The following is a 15,766-nucleotide window of genomic DNA, read 5'->3' as shown; positions in this document are numbered from 1 at the left end:
GGTGTCATGGATACCTGTACCGATCGCTACAGTCAACCTATGGCTCGCCCCCTCGACCACGCCAAACGCGCCGAACTGCTCGCCGCCGTCGTGCGCTACATCGCCGAGCACGGCCTCGCGGACCTCTCGCTGCGCCCCCTGGCCGCCGAGCTGGGGACCAGTTCGCGCATGCTCATCTACTACTTCACGACCAAGGAAGAACTGCTGGTCCAGGCCCTGGCGACACAGCGGCCCGACATCGCGGCCGTCTTCGCCGACATCGCCGACGCTTCGGATCTGCGCGAGCGGTTATGGGACTTCTGGACCGCGAACGTGTCGGGCGACGGCCGCACGAGCGTCAGGGTGATGCTGCAGGTGCTGGGCGCGGCCTGTGCGCCACGCAGTCCGTATGCCGATTACGCCAACTCGGCCATCGCCGTCTTCGTATCGGCGCTGGCGGACGGACTGCGCGGCCTCGATTCCATCGATGACCCGGAAATCGTTGCCACGCTATTGATTTCGGGCCTGCGGGGCATTTTGCAGGACCGGCTGATCACCGGAGAGGTCGAGCGCACCGATCGCGCGGCCCGCCGTTTGATCGAACAGACGGTGCGCTGATTGTCTTATCGGCGCATCGGCGCATCGGCGCATCGGCGCATCGGCGCATCGGCGCATCGGCGCATCGGCAGTGAGCGGCGTCCGGGCGGTGGTGCGGCCGGTGACGGTGGAATCCGGTAGCGACGCTGTTGCGGTTCGTCGGGCTGCGCTGAATGTCCGTGACGGCGGGGCGATCGTGAGTCGAACGCATCGGTCGCTGCTGGACCGTGACCTCGGGCCAGACGGAATCGGGGGGTATCCCCACGCTTGCGGCGCTGCTGCTCGGCACGGCCGTGGCCCCACGTGTGCGACTCGCTCCGCGACGACGGCGGGGTAATCGTAGTGCCCGCATGGTCTCGCGCGGAGGCGATCACTCGGGCCGGGACTCCGGGTACGCATGCGCGAAGAGGCGTTCCAGGATCGCATGCAGCTGTTCTCGCTCCGCCGGGTCGAGCGGGGCGAGGATCTCGTCACCGACCCGGCGGGCTTCGCGGTCGAGGGAACGCAGTGCGGTGCGTCCGGTCCGGGTGATGCGCACGGTGATGCGGCGACGGTCGCGCTCATCCCGCGCACGTTCCACCTGACCGGCGACTTCGAGTTCGTCGACGACCTTGGCCACGTCGCTGGGGTGGATGGTCAGGCGCTCGGCCAAGTCGCGCTGGGCATGCGGGCCGAAGTCGGCGAGCGCGGCGAGGATCGCCATGTGCCACAGGCGCAGTCCGCGCGCGGCGAGACGGTCGGCGAACCCGGCACGCGCGGCCTTGCCGACCCGCGACAGGAGATAGACGTCGAGGCCGAGCAGGCGCGGTGGGAGTGCGCGTTCGGTGCTCATCGGCCTATTGTAGGTCTTGACCTACAATAGGTATCTACCAACTGATAGGAGGCTCGCCGTGGACGCGCTGCATCCGAGGCTCCTGGTCACCCGCTTCGCCGACTGCTTCGAGTTCTACGCGGCGGTGCTGCCCGAGCTGATCGGGGCGACTCTGGTCAAGGGAACCGCCGCTGGCCCGTACGCGAGCTGGGACGTCGGGGACCAAGGCGCGCTGGTGCTCTTCGATCGCGCCGCGATGGCGGAGGTCGTGGGTACGACGTCGTGGCCGGAGCGGCCCGCGCCATCTCAGGACGCGGCGATGCTCGTCTGCCGGGTGCGCGACGTCGACGCGGGTGCGAACTTGTGCGCCGGGCACGGCGCGACCGTTGTCGCGGCTCCAGCCGATCGGCCGCAGTGGGGCCCCGGGCTGCGCACCGCCCACCTGCGCGATCCGGAGGGGACGCTGATCGAACTTCAGTCTTACTGAGTACGGCGGTCGGCGGCATCTGCGACCCGTCGACTCAGGCGGAGCGGCTCGCCTCCATGGACGGTTGCCTGCGCGGTCGCCAGCGTCGAGCTAGCCTGCGGGTTCGATCCGGAAGACCGGGTATTGGTCGGCGATCCGCGCGAACTCGTCGAGCGGGGCGGTGCGGTCGATCGGGAAGTGTGGGCGGGCTCCGGGGGCGACGGCGAGGTAGCTGCGCAGGATCGGCGCCCGTTCCCCCACCTCCACCTCGGTCAGGTGTACCGCTTCGCGGCCGCGCCGGTGCAGGAACGCCCGGCCGTGCGCCGCGTAGACGTTGCGCACCCACCCCGCGTCCCGGCCCAGCATCGACACCAGGTAACGCCGACCCTCGTACTCGGCGACCACGATCGGCAACTTCACCGGGCGCCCGCTGCGCCGACCGGCCACTTCGAGCGTCATGGCATAGCCGGGGGACAGCACACCCGCCGAATACATCCATTCCGAAGCCCGGTTCAGCACCCGGGCGAACATCCCCGGACGGTTGCCCCGATACATCCCGCGTTTCGCCGCGAACAGCAGATCTCGCACGCTGTCCATACACCCACCTACCTCGTATGCGCCCCCGGCACCGCAAACAGTACTGATCGCCTGCCGCCACCGCGCGCTTCCACTCCGACACCGATCCCATACCACAGCAAGACATTTGACCTACCAACGCCGCTGTGACACCTTCTGGCCTCGGCCCGCGCCAGACGACGGTTGTTCGGTCGTGATCGACCGCCTGTGCGTCAGGCCCCGTAGCGGCAGGCTCGACCGCCGAGTGCAGCCGGCGGCCACGAGCAGCCCCGCGGTGAACCGGCGTCAGCACCGTCCCGCCGCATCGTCGGGATGCGGCGGGACGGCGCCGGGTCGTCACGAGACCACGGGCAGATAGACCGCGTTGCCGCGGCTGGCGAACTCGGCGGACTTCTCCGCCATGCCCGCCTCCAGCGCCTCGGCCTCGTTCAAACCCTGCCGTTCGGCGTACTCGCGGACGTCGGCCGAGATTCGCATCGAGCAGAACTTGGGGCCGCACATGGAGCAGAAGTGCGCGGTCTTCGCGGGTTCGGCGGGCAGCGTCTCGTCGTGGTACTCGCGGGCGGTGTCCGGGTCGAGGGACAGCGCGAACTGGTCGCGCCAGCGGAATTCGAAGCGCGCCTGCGACAGCGCGTCGTCGCGCTGCTGGGCGTGCGGATGGCCCTTGGCCAGGTCGGCGGCGTGCGCGGCGATCTTGTAGCTGATCACGCCGACCTTCACGTCGTCGCGGTTGGGCAGGCCGAGGTGTTCCTTCGGGGTGACGTAGCAGAGCATGGCGGTGCCCGCCTGCGCGATGATGGCAGCGCCGATGGCCGAGGTGATGTGGTCGTAGGCCGGTGCGATGTCGGTGGCGAGCGGGCCGAGGGTGTAGAACGGCGCCTCCTCACACAGCTCCTCTTCCAGCCGCACGTTTTCCACGATCTTGTGCATCGGCACGTGCCCCGGACCCTCGATCATCACCTGCACGCCATGCGATTTGGCGATCTTGGTCAGCTCGCCGAGCGTGCGCAGTTCGGCGAACTGCGCCTCGTCGTTGGCGTCGGCGATGGAGCCGGGCCGCAGGCCGTCACCGAGGGAGAAGGTGACGTCGTAGCGGGCCAGGATCTCGCAGAGTTCCTCGAAGTGCGTGTACAGGAACGATTCCTGATGATGCGCCAGGCACCAAGCCGCCATGATCGACCCGCCGCGCGAGACGATGCCGGTCACCCGCTTGGCGGTCAGGGGGATGTAGCGCAGCAGCACGCCCGCGTGCACGGTCATGTAGTCCACGCCCTGCTCGCACTGCTCGATCACGGTGTCCCGGTAGATCTCCCAGGTCAGCGCGGTCGGATCGCCGTTCACCTTCTCCAGCGCCTGGTAGATCGGCACGGTGCCGACCGGGACGGGGGAGTTGCGCAGAATCCACTCGCGGGTCTCGTGGATGTTCTTGCCGGTGGACAGGTCCATGATGGTGTCCGCGCCCCAGCGGGTGGCCCACACCATCTTCTCCACCTCCTCGGCGATCGAGGAGGACACGGCCGAGTTGCCGATGTTCGCGTTGATCTTCACCAGGAACTTCTTGCCGATGATGGTCGGCTCGAGCTCCGGATGCTTGTGGTTGGCCGGGATCACCGCGCGGCCAGCGGCGACCTCGTCGCGCACCAGCTCCGGCGCGACGCCTTCGCGCGCGGCGATGAAGCGCATCTCCGGCGTGACGATGCCCTCGCGGGCCCACGCGAGCTGGGTGCGCGGACCTTTCCCCTCGGGCTTGGTCCACGTGTCGCGCAGTTTCGGTAGACCGCCTTCGAGGTCGATCGTCGCGGACTCGTCGGTGTACGGGCCGGACGTGTCGTAGACGTCGAAGTGCTCGCCATTGGTCAGATTGATCCGGCGCACCGGAATGCGCAGGTCATCGACCTCGAGATAGTGCTTGACGCTGCCCTCGATGGGGCCGGTGGTGACGCTGTCGACGGGTGCGGATCCACCGTCGGACGCAGCGGCGCGTGCCATTCTTCCTCCCTACGCCGGCATTACCCGGTCAGGTTCATACGGTCGACGGCCCTGACGCCTCTCGGCTAGCCGTCCTCTCAGCCCGCTGGTGCGAGCCCCCGTTGGTGTGTGAAATTTCCCCGCCCGACCATACCCGGACCGCACGGGCGCGCGCCCGGCGATTCGGCGCGATCGGGCGAACTTCCAGGCAGGGGTGTCCGCACTCGCACGGGTCGGGTGGGAATCGAGTGCGCCAGGACCGGGTATCGAGTTCGCGCGCCGAGCGAGCGAGTCCGGTTGCCGGGAATCCTGGCCGCGATCAGGACTTCTCGGCGCTCTCCGGCTTGGCCGAATGGCCCGGTGCGCCGTGGGTGCGGCGGGCTTCTTTCATCTCGGCTTCGTAGACGTGGCGGCGGCCCTCCAGCAGTTCGTCCCTGGCGGCCCGCTCGATGTCGCGGAACAGACCGTAGTAGCCGTCCTCGTATTCCTCGACGATCTGGAAGGTCCAGCGCCCGGCCAGCACGTTGCGGCCGATCAACTCGGTGGAGATCCGGTCGGCGATGTGATCGTGCCCTGCTTCGCGGAACAGTTCCACCGCCGTGTCCAGCGCCAGATCCGCCCCGCCGGTCAGCTGGTGGAAGGCGTACAGATGGCCGCGGGCACGCTCGATGGTCTCCAGCGCCTCGGAGAGTTTGCCGGTGGCGGCGACCGTGTTGTCGTCCACGCCGGTGGGGCGGCAGTGCGCTGTATCCGGGCGATCGTTCATGACCTCGCTCCTTGTCCGGAGGGTGGGTGCGGCCGTGAACTCCGCGATCCGGCGGCGGAGATCGAGGCGCTCGGGTAGCGGCGTACCCGCGCGACGCCGTTCTCAAGCATCGAGTGCCCGTCCGAGGCAACCTCGGGCGAAGGCCGATCGACCGGCCACAAAGGGAAGTCGGGCACGCCATCGCCGCCCTGCCGACGGCGTTTGCCGGACGGCAGTCCGCCCGTTTCGTAAGCGGGCGTTCGACAGATCGGCCGAAGAAGTCGATCGCGGCATCAGCTCCGCATCGCGCAGCACATCCGCCATGGTGTACCGGGCGGGTCGCGCCCCTGGCACGCCGCCGAGTGCCGGCCGTGTTCAGTGCGGGTGTGCCGGAAGGATACGGCCGGTGACCTCGCCCAACCCGATCCTGGCCGCGTGCGGGCCCGGAGCCGACGCGGTGATGGTCACCTCGTCGCCGTCCTCCAGGAAGGTACGTTGCCGATCGTTCACCGATACCGGCCTGCTGCCGCCCCAGGACAACTCGATGAACGAGCCGCGTTGATCCGGTTCGGGGCCGGAGATGGTGCCGGAGGCGTACAGATCGCCGGTGCGCGTCGATGCGCCGTTCGCCGTGAGATGAGCCAGCATCTGCGCCGGTGACCAGTACATCCGGGAGTAGGGCGGATAGGTGACCGGTTGTCCGTTCCAGGCCACGGTGAGGTCGATGTCCAGGCCCCAGTGCTCGGCGCCGTGCAGGTAGGGCAGCGGCGCGGGTGACTGCTCGGGCAGCGGTATGCGGGCGGACTCCAGGGCCGCCAGCGGCGTGATCCACGGCGAGATCGACGTCGCGAACGACTTGCCGAGGAACGGGCCCAGCGGCTGGTACTCCCAGGCCTGGATGTCGCGGGCCGACCAATCGTTGACCAGCGCGACGCCGAACACCCGCTCGGCGAACTCGTCGATCGGGACCGGCACGCCGAGCCGCGAGCCGACGCCGATCACGAAACCGAGCTCGGCCTCGATGTCCAGCCGCCGCGACGGGCCGAAAACCGGTGCGCCGGAATCGGTCTTGCGCTGCCCGTACGGCCGTGCGATCGCGGTGCCCGACACCACCACGGTGCCGGCCCGCCCGTGATAGCCCACCGGCAGGTGCCGCCAGTTCGGCAGCAGCGGGTCGCCGTCCGGCCGGAACAGGCGGCCGAGGTTCGTCGCGTGGTCGATGCTGGCGTAGAAGTCCACGTAATCGCCGATGCGCACGGGCAGCCGCAACACCACGTCGGCCAGGCGGTGCACCGCGGCGTCGTCCAGCTCGCCGTCGACCGCCTCGCGAATCCGGTCGCGCACCGTGCGCCAACGGGCAGGTCCCTGCGCCAGGAAGGCGTTCAGGCTCGGCTCGGCGAAAACCGGATCATCCAGCAGCACAGCCAGATCGATGACATGGTCACCGAGCCGCACCCCCACGCGGGGGCCCGCTCCGGTCGTCGCGAAGACCCCGTACGGCAGATTGTCCGGACCGAACAGCGACGCCGGCGCTACCTCGACCCTGGTCCTCACGCGGGGCCCCGGCCCGACCAGGTCCACGCATAGGTCGGGTCTTCGCAGGCCAGCGCCCCTTCGCCGAGTTCGAGCGGGCGGAACGTGTCCACCATGACGGCCAGCTCGTCGAAATACTCGATGCCGATGCTGTTCTCGTAGGCCCCGGGCTGCGGACCGTGGGCATAGCCGCCGGGGTGCACCGACACCGAGCCCTGCGTGATCCCGGAGCCTTTGCGCGCTTCGTAATTGCCGCCGCAATAGAACATGACCTCGTCGGAATCGACGTTGGAGTGGTAGTACGGCACGGGAATCGACAGTGGGTGGTAATCCACCTTGCGCGGAACGAAATTGCAGATCACGAAGTTGCCGCCCTCGAAAGCCTGATGGACGGGCGGCGGCTGGTGGATGCGGCCGGTGATCGGTTCGAAGTCGGCGATATCGAAAGTCCAGGGGTACAGGCAGCCGTCCCAGCCCACCACGTCGAACGGGTGGGTGGCGTAGACCATCCTGGTGCCGACGACCTGTCCGCCGGGACGATGTTTGACCAGCACTTCCACCTCGGTGCCGGTCGCGGTGATGGTCTCGGCCGGGCCGTGCAGGTCGCGCTCGCAGTACGGGGCGTTTTCCAGCAGCTGGCCGAATTTCGACAGATAGCGCTTCGGTGGCGTGATGTGACCGGTCGCCTCGATCACGTACGCCCGCAACGGTTCCGGACCGGTGGGCCGCCAGCGGTGCGTCGTGGCGCGCGGGATGAGCACCTGATCGCCCTGCCGCGCGGGCAACGCGCCGAACACGGTCTCCACCACCGCCGCGCCGGCCTCCACGTACACCAGTTCGTCGCCGATCGCGTTGCGGTACAGCGGCGAGCCGCCCTTCGCGACGACGTAGGAGATGCGCACGTCCGCGTTGGCGAGCAGCAGGCGGCGCCCGGTCACCGCATCGGTCTCCGCCGGGGTGTCGCCGGGGAACAGCGTGTGCAGGCGCAGATGGCGGTGACGCAGCGGATGGTTCGGCGTGGTCCGCTGATCGGGCAGCTCCCAGACCGTCGAATCGACCAGTGCCGGCGGCAGGCCGCGGTGATAGAGCAGGGAGGAGTCGCCGGAGAAGCCCTCCTCGCCCATCAGCTCTTCGTAGTAGAGCCGGCCCTGCTCGTCACGATGCTGGGTGTGCCGCTTCGGCGGTACCGTACCCACTTGCCGATAGAACGCCATGACCGTTCCTCCGCCAGCCGGTGGTCGGACAGTTGATCACCATCGTAGTGCGGCCGACGCGTCTATCAGGCGTTTCGCAGGGCGCGGTAGACCGAGGCCCCGACGAACGCGCCGAGGTCGGCCGGTGTCCAGCCGTCCTGGTCGGCGAGCAGCGCGCGCACCGCCCCTTCCCCCGCCGACACCCACTGCTCCACCAGCACGGGCAACTTGCGTTCGGCGTCCACCGTGCCCCACGCGCGCAGCGTGGGGCGCAGGAGTTTGGTGCAGCGCTCGATGACGAGCGCGCGGCCGCGCCCGAACGACTTCGCGACGGCGGGGTCGGGATTGCCGTAGACCAGCCGCCAGGCGTCGGGCCGGGTCGCCGCCTTCGTCAGCAGTGCGCGAAACCCCTGGACGAACACGGTCTCGTCGGCGTCCACATCGCGTGGCTTCACCACCTCGAGCACGCCGCTGACCAGATAGCCCTCCTCGCGCTGGATCAACGCCTCGATCAGCTCGACGCGATCGGCGAAGCAGGCGTAGACCACCGGCCTGGTCACGTTCATCCGTTCCGCGATCGCGGCCATGGTGACCGCGGCGATGCCGTCCTCGACGGCGATGGCGAGCGCGGTGTCGAGCACCTGCGGGCGGCGGCGTTCCGGGCCGAGGTGCTGCGCCCGCTGCCGTTGCCCCACGGACGCGTCGCTGTTCATGCCGCCCAACCTGCCGCCGGTGGTCCGGTTGCCGCTGCTGCGGCGGGGGAAGGGCGGCTGTGCCGGGCGGGTCACGCGGACCCGGGTTCGTCGGCGAACTCGGCGATCACCGGGGCGTGGTCGCTGGCGCCCTTGCCCTTTCGCGCCTCACGATCGACCATCGCGTCCCTCACGGTGGCGGCGAGCGCGGGGGAGGCGAGGATGAAATCGATGCGCATGCCCTCTTTGCGCGGGAAGCGCAGCTGCGTGTAGTCCCAGTAGGTGTAGACGCCCGGTCCGGGCGCGAACGGACGCATGACATCCGCGAACCCGGCGTCCACGACGGCCTGGAAGGCGTCGCGCTCCGGCTGCGAGGTGTGCGTCTTCTCGGCGAAGTACTCCACGGACCACACATCGTCGTCGGTCGGCGCGATGTTCCAGTCGCCCACCAGGGCGATCTTGGCCTGCGGGTCCTCGGCCAGCCAGCGCGCGCCGTTGTCGCGCAGCGCGGCAAGCCATTCCAGCTTGTACGTGTAATGCGGATCGCCCAGCGTTCGCCCATTGGGCACGTACAGGCTCCACACCCGCACGCCGCCGCAGGTGGCCCCGATCGCCCTCGACTCGACCACCGGCGTGCTGATCAGCGACTCACCCGCGTCTTTGTCGAAGCCGGGCTGGCCGGGGAAGGCGAACTCGACGTCGGAGAGGCCGACGCGGGAGACGATCGCCACCCCGTTCCACTGGTTGATCCCCAGGTGGGCGACTTCGTAGCCGAGTTCGTCGAAGCGCTCGAAGGGGAACTGGTCGTCGCGGCACTTGGTCTCCTGGATGGCGAGCACGTCGATGTCCTGGCGGTCGAGCCAGTCCGCGACGCGGTCGAGCCGGGAGCGGATGGAGTTGACGTTCCAGGTGGCGAGACGCACTGCGGCCTTCCTTCGGGGTGTCAGATCTGTTCTACCGCAGGCCGCCGGGCCCGGCGATCGGTTCCGGCGCGGCGTAGCGATAGGTGTGGTGCTCGATGAAGCCCAGTTCGCGGTACATCGCGCGGGCCGGTTCGTTGGTGGCTTCCACCTGGAGATAGGCGTGGGTCGCGCCGCGGTCGCGGCCCCAGCGGATCAGTTCGGCGCAGACCAGCGAGCCGAGTCCGTGCCTGCGGTGCGCGGCGGCGACGGCCACGCAGGTGAGGCCGATCCAGCGTCGCCCGTCCGGGGCGGTGGTCAGCGCGCCGCGGCCGATCGCGATGGGACGCGGTAGACCGAGCGAGGCGAAGCCGAGTTCGCCGCCGATGACCGCGGTGAGCACGTCGGGATCGGGCGCGGGAACCGTCTGCGCGCCGGGGTCTTCACCGCTGTGACGGTGCATCTCCAGCCAGTCCGCGTGGGGAGCGGGCGCGATCCGCACCATCGAAGGGCCTTGCGGCAGCACGAAGTTGTCGATATCGATGGCGAGCACGATCGTCTGCCGCCAGCTGTGCCAGCCGGGCGGCACCGGGGCCAGCCGATCGGGCAGCGCGAGTTGCACGGGCAGGCCGTGCGCGGTGTACCACTCGCCGATCCGGTGCAGCGTCTCCGCCGACACGGTGGCGGGACCGTCGGAGTTGCCCAGCGGCACAGCGGAATTCGCGCGCCCGGTGTATCCGTGGCCCGCGCGCGCCAGCCAGCCGTCGATCCACGCGTGCTCGACGCCAGGCCAGCCGTAGGCGGCCGCGGCTTCCAGCGCGCGGATCTCCCTGATGCGGATCGGTCGCGGACCGATGGCTTTCAGCGCGATCACGCGTTCCGGCGCGACCGATACCAGCTCGCCGCCCGCGCCGCGCACCGTCGGCGGATCGAGGGAGACGAGTTCGCCGATCACGTCGGTCAGCGGTTGTGGATAACCCGCGGGCAGTTGGTAGCGCAGCACCACGCGACGACCGAGCGGGATATCGGGCAGGCCGGCCGCGGGGTCAGTCGTCATGCCCGAACGGGTCGGGGTCGGTGCCGGGCAGCCAGCTCAGACCCGGTGTGCCCCAGCCGTTGCGTTTGATCGCCTTCTTCGCGGCCCGCGCGTTGCGGCCGATCAGCACGTCCACGTAGAGGAACCCGTCGAGGTGCCCGACCTCGTGCTGGAGCATGCGGGCGAAGAAGCCCTTGCCCTCCACCTCCACCGGCTCGCCGCGCTCGTCGGTGCCGGTCACCTTCGCCCATTCGGCGCGGCCGGTGGGGAACTGCTCGCCTGGCACCGACAGACAGCCCTCCTCGTCGTCGTCCGGGTCCGGCATGGTCTCGGGGATCTCCGAGGTCTCCAGCACCGGATTGACCACGACGCCGCGGCGGCGGGTGGCGGTGCCGTCCGCGCCGAGGTCGGGGCAGTCGTAGACGAACAGGCGCAGCGGAACGCCCACCTGATTGGCCGCCAGCCCGACGCCGTGCGCCGCGTCCAGCGTCTCGAACATGTCCGCGATGAGCGGAGCCAATTCCTCCGGCGATCGAGTGACCCGCTCGGTCGGGTTGTGCAGAACCGGGTCGCCGACGATCACGATCGGGAGGATTGCCATGCGCCAATTATTGCCGTGCGCGCCACGTCACAGCGCCTCGGGTGCCGAACCCGTGACCGGGACTACCGGCCGGTAGGGAACACGCCGCGCTGTGGGCCGGGCGATTCTCCCGGCGCGTGGTTGAATGTTCCGCGACGTACAAGCACCATTTTCGTCTGGTGGTCACTCGGCGAGGGAGCGAGATGGACGGCGCAGCGGCACGGGATCTTCCCGCGACCCACAACGGCCCTTCCGCGAGCGAAGACGGCACGACGGAGCACGCCGCGGCCGAGCAGGCCGACGGTAGCGGACTGACCCGTCGCGAACTCGACATCCTTGCCTTCGAGCGGCAGTGGTGGAAGTACGCGGGGGCGAAGGAGGAGGCGATCCGCGAGCTGTTCGCCATGTCGCCGACCCGGTACTACCAGGTGCTGAACGCGGTGGTGGACCGGCAGGAGGCCCTGGCGGCCGACCCGATGCTGGTCAAGCGGCTGCGCAGGCTGCGAGCGAGCAGGCAGAAGGCGCGCGCGGCGCGGCGGCTCGGATTCCAGGCCTGACCCGGCGATGCGGACCCGGACCCGCTTCGTGCGACTAGGCTCGCGGACGTGAGCTACCCGAACCCCACCTCCGGTGGGCCACCGTTGCGCGCCCTGGCGATGGTGCTGATCGCGTTGGCCATCGTCTTCGCAGGGCTCGGCGCGATGTCGCTGTCGAATTCCGACGCCGACACCGACGCCTCGGGAACCAGCGAATCGCCGACCTCGAGCGCGAGCGCCGCGCCTCAGGTGCCGGCGAGCACCACCGCGCCCAAGGCGTCGATCTCGTCCACCGCGGCGGCGACCGTGACGCCGACCACCACCGCCGCGCCGACCACCTCCACGGCGGCGCGCTCGGTCCCGGTACGCGTGCTCAACAACAGCATGGTGCCCGGACTCGCCGCGAAAACCGCGGGTCAGCTCGAGGCGAGCGGGTGGACGATCGCGGAAACGGGCAACTACCCGGGCGCCAGCATCGCCAAAACCACCGTGTACTACGGGGATTCGTCCGGTGACAAGGAGGCCGCGCAGGCCATCGCGGACCAGCTCGGCGCGTCGGTGGCGCCGAAGTCGAGCGCGATCGGGGACACCGCGCCGGGTGTAACGGTGATCGTCACGGGTAACTGACCCGTGTGGACGCTGGTCGCACGCTCCGACCGGCGAACACAGGTGAGGGCGCGCCGCCCTGTCGGGGGCACGGCGGGACGGCGTGGCATCATCTTGTCCGGTAACGAACGTGTCCACCCAGCTTTACTCGTAAACTCGGTACTCGTAAAGGAGTTCCCCGATGGCCCCGTCCACAACTCGACGCCCTTCCTGGCGGACTGTGACCCCGGTGCTCGCGGTCGCGGTGTTCGGCCTCGCCGCCTGCTCGAACAGCCAGGAGTCGAGTGACGTCCAGGGAACGACTCCGCCGGTGTGGACCGGGTCCCCCGCCCCCGCCGGGCAGTCGAGCACCGAGCACGGCGGAACGCCGAACACCGAGCAGGGCGTGAACGTCCAGCTGAAGGACCCCTCGGGCGCCTCGGTCGGCACCGCGAACTTCGCCAAGGACGGCAACCACCTGCAGATCACCGTCGAGGCCCACGGGCTGCGTCCCGGCTTCCACGGCCTGCACGTGCACCAGGTCGGCAAGTGCGAGCCGAACTCGGTCGCGCCGACCGGCGGCCCGGCGGGCGATTTCCTTTCCGCCGGTGGTCACCTGCAGGTCGGCAGCGCCAACGCGCATCCAGCCAGCGGTGATCTGACCTCGCTCGAGGTGCGTGGCGACGGCGTCGGCAAGCTGGTCACCACCACCGACGCGGTGACGCTGGACGACGTGAAGGGCAAGGCCCTGATCATCCACGCCGACGCCGACAACTTCGGCAACATCCCCAACCGTTACTCCCGCGCCGACGGCGTCGCGGGTCCCGACGAGTCGACCCTAGCGACGGGCGACGCGGGTGGCCGTGTCGCCTGTGGCGTGATCCAGTAGCGCGGGTGGTATATGGCCGGGGCAGGAATCGAGCACGTTCCCTTCGAAGGTTCGCCCCGGCCCACCATCGGGGTCGAATGGGAGATCGCCTTGGTGGACAAGGTGACCCGCGATCTGTCGAATACCGCCGCCGAGGTCTTCGATTCCCTCGGTGACCTGCGCGCCCACGACGGAACGCCGCAGGTCACCAAGGAATTGCTGCGCAACACCGTCGAACTCGTCACCGGCGTGCACGACACGGTGGGCGCGGCGGTGGAGGATCTCACCGGCACGATGAACACGGTGCGGCGCGCGGCCGACCCGCTCGGCGTCGATCTGTTCTGCGCGGGCACCCATCCGTTCGCGCAGTGGTCGGCCCAGCAGCTGACCCGGTCGGAGCACTACGACGAGCTGATCGAGCGCACGCAGTGGTGGGGTCGCCAGATGATGATCTGGGGCGTGCACGTGCACGTCGGAGTCTCGCACCGCGACAAGGTCTTTCCGATCCTCAACTCGTTGCTGCTGTCGTACCCGCACCTGCTGGCGCTGTCGGCGGGCTCGCCGATGTGGTCCGGATCGGATACCGGCTACGCCAGCAACCGGACGTTGATGTTCCAGCAGTTGCCGACCGCGGGTCTGCCGTTCCAGTTCGAGAACTGGACCCAGTTCGAGCATTTCGTGCACGACGAAGTCAAAACCGGTGTGTTCACGCAGTTGGGCGGGATGCACTGGGACATCCGCCCGGCGCCGAAGTGGGGCACCATCGAGGTGCGGGTCTGCGACGGCATCTCCACACGCGCCGAACTCGCCGCGATGGCCGCGCTCATCCACTGCCTGATCGTCGACCTCGACCGCCGCGTCGAGAACGGCGAGACGCTGCCCACGCTGCCGCCGTGGCACGTGCAGGAGAACAAGTGGCGCGCCGCGCGTTACGGGCTGGACGCGATCATCATCACCGACTCCGACAGCAACGAGCGGTTGGTCACCGACGATCTGGACGATCTGCTGAACCGGCTGGAGCCGACGGCCGCGCGCCTCGGCTGCGCGGACGAACTCGCGCTGGTCGCCGAGATCCCCAAGCGCGGAGCCTCCTATCAGCGGCAGCGCCGGGTTGCCGCTGCGTCGCAGGGCGATTTGGTCGCCGTGGTGGACGCGCTGGTCGAGGAGTTGAAACAGTAACGACCCGCCGGGTACCGGTCGGTTGCTGTTCAGCTGGCCAGGGGGACGGCGTTCACCCCCCGTTTACTATGGTCGGATGCTTGTCGAAAACCCGGGTTCCAGCGTAGGAAGCGCGGTCGCGCGCCGCGTATCGCCCACTCGGGTCCGGGTCGCCGCGGCGGTGGGCGCGGTGCCGGTTCTGCTGATCGTGCTGCAGGGCGTCGCCATGTGGCAGGGATTCGAAGGTCCGCTGGAGAGCTTGGGGCGGGACTACATCGGCACACCCAAATCCATGTCGGTGCCGTGGGCCGGACTGGTGCTCGCGCTGGTCGGCCTCTCGGCCCTGCGCCGGGTGATCGCGGTGGGCGCCGCGGTCGCCGTCGATGTGGTGTGGGCGGCCGTCCGCTTGCTTGCGGGCGAGCCGTTCGCGATCGGAAACGGCCCCGTGCTCGTGCTGACCGGCCTGGCGCTGGTGGCCTGGCTGCGCTGGTCCGGCGCCGAACGGCGGGACGCGCTGCACGCCGTCGCGCTCGGCGCGTTGCTCGTGCTGGCCACCAAGGTCGGCGATGTCTGGCTGCACATCACCGTGCTCGGCAGCCCCACGGTGCTGGATGAATACGTGATCCTGGCCGATCACGCGCTGGGTGATCCGTCGTGGGTGCTCGGGCGGGCAGTGGACGCGCTCGGGCCCGTCGCCTACGCGGTACTGCACTGGGTCTACATCGAGCTGCCGGTGGCGGCGATCGTCGTGGCCGTGTGGCAGTTGCGCCGAGTGACGTCGTCGGGCCGGTGGCCGTCGCACTACCTGGTGCGCACCTTCCTGGTGCTCGGCTTGATCGGCCCCCTGGTGTACGTGCTCTTCCCCGTGGTCGGTCCGATGTTCGCGTACGGGCCGGACGGCAACGGGCTGCAACTGGGCAACTACTGGCCGGGAGTGGTGCCGCCGATCGATCGGACGCCGTTGCCGCTGTCGTTCGACGCGCCGATTCCGCGCAACTGCATGCCTTCGATGCACACCGCGTGGGCGCTGTCGGTGTTCCTGCATACCCGCCGCGACGACGACGGCGAACCCGCCCCGCGCTGGTTGCGCTGGGGCGGCGCGTTCTGGCTGCTGGCGACGCTCGCCGCCACCCTCGGGTTCGGCTACCACTACGGCGTCGACCTGGTCGCGGGCGCGGTGCTGTGCCTCACCGTCGAGTCGGCGCTGCGCGAACCGGAGCGCGGCTGGGGATGGTTCCGGATCCGGCTGGTCGGCACCGGTGCGGTCGTGCTTGCCGCGCTGCTGCTGTCCTACCGGTACCTCGCCGTCCCGATGGCCGAGTATCCGGTGCTCGCGGGCACGGTCGTGCTCGGACTGCTGGCCGGACTGGCCGCGGCGTTCCACGCGACGTGGTTCGCGACCGCGCGGCAGCCGCGGCAAGCGACACCCGAGGTCGAGCCCGTCGCGCGCTGAGCCGCGCGCTCGACTGGTCGGCGTCGAGCCCGTCGTGGCGCTGAGCCCGTGGTGCGCTGCAGGCCCGTGCGTGCGGCTGGTCGGCGTCGAG

17 protein-coding genes and 1 riboswitch are annotated in these 15,766 nt (G+C 69.5%); of the genes, 7 read left to right on the top strand and 10 right to left on the bottom strand.

Going from position 1 to position 15,766, the window contains the following annotated elements; genetic code table 11:
• Positions 1–39: 39 nt before the first annotated feature.
• Positions 40–597, top strand: a complete 558-nt coding sequence (locus tag U3653_RS00210) for a TetR/AcrR family transcriptional regulator (RefSeq protein WP_195080771.1) — start codon at positions 40–42, stop codon at positions 595–597.
• A 349-nt stretch (positions 598–946) separates the two neighbouring features.
• On the opposite strand, the gene U3653_RS00205 is transcribed toward U3653_RS00210, so the two are convergent.
• Positions 947–1,408, bottom strand: a complete 462-nt coding sequence (locus U3653_RS00205) for a MarR family winged helix-turn-helix transcriptional regulator (RefSeq protein ID WP_195080770.1) — start codon at positions 1,406–1,408, stop codon at positions 947–949.
• Positions 1,409–1,466: 58 nt separating this feature from the next.
• Between U3653_RS00205 and U3653_RS00200 the strand changes: the two genes are divergently transcribed.
• Positions 1,467–1,874 (top strand): VOC family protein, encoded by a 408-nt coding sequence (locus U3653_RS00200; protein WP_195080769.1) that lies wholly within the window; start codon positions 1,467–1,469, stop codon positions 1,872–1,874.
• A gap of 90 nt (positions 1,875–1,964) precedes the next feature.
• Here U3653_RS00200 and U3653_RS00195 read toward each other — a convergent pair whose 3' ends face one another.
• From U3653_RS00195 to U3653_RS00155, 9 genes are all read right to left on the bottom strand, one after another.
• Complete coding sequence (locus U3653_RS00195) at positions 1,965–2,450, bottom strand: nitroreductase/quinone reductase family protein (RefSeq protein ID WP_323124531.1); 486 nt, start codon at positions 2,448–2,450, stop codon at positions 1,965–1,967.
• A gap of 315 nt (positions 2,451–2,765) precedes the next feature.
• Positions 2,766–4,418: a phosphomethylpyrimidine synthase ThiC gene (gene thiC, locus U3653_RS00190; RefSeq protein WP_323124532.1), complete on the bottom strand. Its 1,653-nt coding sequence runs from the start codon at positions 4,416–4,418 to the stop codon at positions 2,766–2,768.
• Positions 4,408–4,530: riboswitch (TPP riboswitch) on the bottom strand. Its footprint overlaps the gene before it by 11 nt.
• A 186-nt stretch (positions 4,531–4,716) precedes the next feature.
• Complete coding sequence (locus U3653_RS00185) at positions 4,717–5,163, bottom strand: hypothetical protein (RefSeq protein WP_195080768.1); 447 nt, start codon at positions 5,161–5,163, stop codon at positions 4,717–4,719.
• 354 nt (positions 5,164–5,517) lie between these two features.
• The gene (fahA, locus tag U3653_RS00180) at positions 5,518–6,696 is read right to left on the bottom strand and encodes a fumarylacetoacetase (protein WP_323124533.1); all 1,179 of its coding nucleotides are present in this window, start codon (positions 6,694–6,696) and stop codon (positions 5,518–5,520) included.
• Positions 6,693–7,889: a homogentisate 1,2-dioxygenase gene (locus U3653_RS00175; RefSeq protein WP_195080766.1), complete on the bottom strand. Its 1,197-nt coding sequence runs from the start codon at positions 7,887–7,889 to the stop codon at positions 6,693–6,695. The genes fahA and U3653_RS00175 overlap by 4 nt, the downstream gene beginning before the upstream one ends.
• A gap of 65 nt (positions 7,890–7,954) precedes the next feature.
• Positions 7,955–8,581 carry a TetR/AcrR family transcriptional regulator gene (locus U3653_RS00170; RefSeq protein WP_195080765.1) on the bottom strand — a complete coding sequence of 209 codons (627 nt, stop codon included), beginning with the start codon at positions 8,579–8,581 and terminating at the stop codon, positions 7,955–7,957.
• Positions 8,582–8,652: 71 nt separating this feature from the next.
• Positions 8,653–9,483 carry an exodeoxyribonuclease III gene (locus U3653_RS00165; RefSeq protein WP_195080764.1) on the bottom strand — a complete coding sequence of 277 codons (831 nt, stop codon included), beginning with the start codon at positions 9,481–9,483 and terminating at the stop codon, positions 8,653–8,655.
• Between the two features lie 31 nt (positions 9,484–9,514).
• Positions 9,515–10,516, bottom strand: a complete 1,002-nt coding sequence (locus tag U3653_RS00160) for an N-acetylglutamate synthase, CG3035 family (RefSeq protein ID WP_195080763.1) — start codon at positions 10,514–10,516, stop codon at positions 9,515–9,517.
• Positions 10,506–11,096 (bottom strand): peptide deformylase, encoded by a 591-nt coding sequence (locus tag U3653_RS00155; RefSeq protein ID WP_195080762.1) that lies wholly within the window; start codon positions 11,094–11,096, stop codon positions 10,506–10,508. Before U3653_RS00155 ends, U3653_RS00160 begins: the two co-directional genes overlap by 11 nt.
• Positions 11,097–11,278: 182 nt before the next feature.
• Between U3653_RS00155 and napA the strand changes: the two genes are divergently transcribed.
• The 5 genes from napA (at position 11,279) to U3653_RS00130 (ending at position 15,675) form a co-directional block, all read left to right on the top strand.
• Positions 11,279–11,632, top strand: coding sequence for a nucleoid-associated protein NapA (napA, locus tag U3653_RS00150; protein WP_195080761.1), 354 nt, complete (start codon positions 11,279–11,281; stop codon positions 11,630–11,632).
• 48 nt (positions 11,633–11,680) lie between these two features.
• On the top strand, positions 11,681–12,238 hold the full coding sequence (locus U3653_RS00145) for a LytR C-terminal domain-containing protein (protein WP_195080760.1): 558 nt from the start codon (positions 11,681–11,683) through the stop codon (positions 12,236–12,238).
• Positions 12,239–12,398: 160 nt separating this feature from the next.
• Complete coding sequence (gene sodC, locus U3653_RS00140) at positions 12,399–13,085, top strand: superoxide dismutase[Cu-Zn] (protein WP_195080759.1); 687 nt, start codon at positions 12,399–12,401, stop codon at positions 13,083–13,085.
• Positions 13,086–13,097: 12 nt separating this feature from the next.
• Entirely contained in the window at positions 13,098–14,243 is a 1,146-nt protein-coding gene (locus tag U3653_RS00135) for a glutamate--cysteine ligase (protein ID WP_195080758.1), read from the top strand.
• 76 nt (positions 14,244–14,319) lie between these two features.
• Positions 14,320–15,675 carry a phosphatase PAP2 family protein gene (locus tag U3653_RS00130; RefSeq protein ID WP_195080757.1) on the top strand — a complete coding sequence of 452 codons (1,356 nt, stop codon included), beginning with the start codon at positions 14,320–14,322 and terminating at the stop codon, positions 15,673–15,675.
• Positions 15,676–15,766 lie beyond the last annotated feature (91 nt).

The organism is Nocardia implantans (assembly GCF_035544775.1).
Taxonomy (GTDB): Bacteria; Actinomycetota; Actinomycetes; order Mycobacteriales; family Mycobacteriaceae; genus Nocardia; species Nocardia implantans.
This window is presented reverse-complemented; position numbering and strand designations above follow the sequence as displayed.

What these genes read in the sequence shown, in the direction of transcription:
- U3653_RS00210 (WP_195080771.1), top strand. Translation starts at nt 40, where the DNA reads ATGGCTCGCCCCCTCGACCACGCCAAACGCGCCGAACTGCTCGCCGCC.
- U3653_RS00205 (WP_195080770.1), bottom strand. Translation starts at nt 1,408, where the DNA reads ATGAGCACCGAACGCGCACTCCCACCGCGCCTGCTCGGCCTCGACGTC.
- U3653_RS00195 (WP_323124531.1), bottom strand. Translation starts at nt 2,450, where the DNA reads ATGGACAGCGTGCGAGATCTGCTGTTCGCGGCGAAACGCGGGATGTAT.
- thiC (WP_323124532.1), bottom strand. Translation starts at nt 4,418, where the DNA reads ATGGCACGCGCCGCTGCGTCCGACGGTGGATCCGCACCCGTCGACAGC.
- U3653_RS00185 (WP_195080768.1), bottom strand. Translation starts at nt 5,163, where the DNA reads ATGAACGATCGCCCGGATACAGCGCACTGCCGCCCCACCGGCGTGGAC.
- U3653_RS00175 (WP_195080766.1), bottom strand. Translation starts at nt 7,889, where the DNA reads ATGGCGTTCTATCGGCAAGTGGGTACGGTACCGCCGAAGCGGCACACC.
- U3653_RS00170 (WP_195080765.1), bottom strand. Translation starts at nt 8,581, where the DNA reads ATGAACAGCGACGCGTCCGTGGGGCAACGGCAGCGGGCGCAGCACCTC.
- U3653_RS00160 (WP_195080763.1), bottom strand. Translation starts at nt 10,516, where the DNA reads ATGACGACTGACCCCGCGGCCGGCCTGCCCGATATCCCGCTCGGTCGT.
- U3653_RS00155 (WP_195080762.1), bottom strand. Translation starts at nt 11,096, where the DNA reads ATGGCAATCCTCCCGATCGTGATCGTCGGCGACCCGGTTCTGCACAAC.
- napA (WP_195080761.1), top strand. Translation starts at nt 11,279, where the DNA reads ATGGACGGCGCAGCGGCACGGGATCTTCCCGCGACCCACAACGGCCCT.
- sodC (WP_195080759.1), top strand. Translation starts at nt 12,399, where the DNA reads ATGGCCCCGTCCACAACTCGACGCCCTTCCTGGCGGACTGTGACCCCG.
- U3653_RS00135 (WP_195080758.1), top strand. Translation starts at nt 13,098, where the DNA reads ATGGCCGGGGCAGGAATCGAGCACGTTCCCTTCGAAGGTTCGCCCCGG.
- U3653_RS00130 (WP_195080757.1), top strand. Translation starts at nt 14,320, where the DNA reads ATGCTTGTCGAAAACCCGGGTTCCAGCGTAGGAAGCGCGGTCGCGCGC.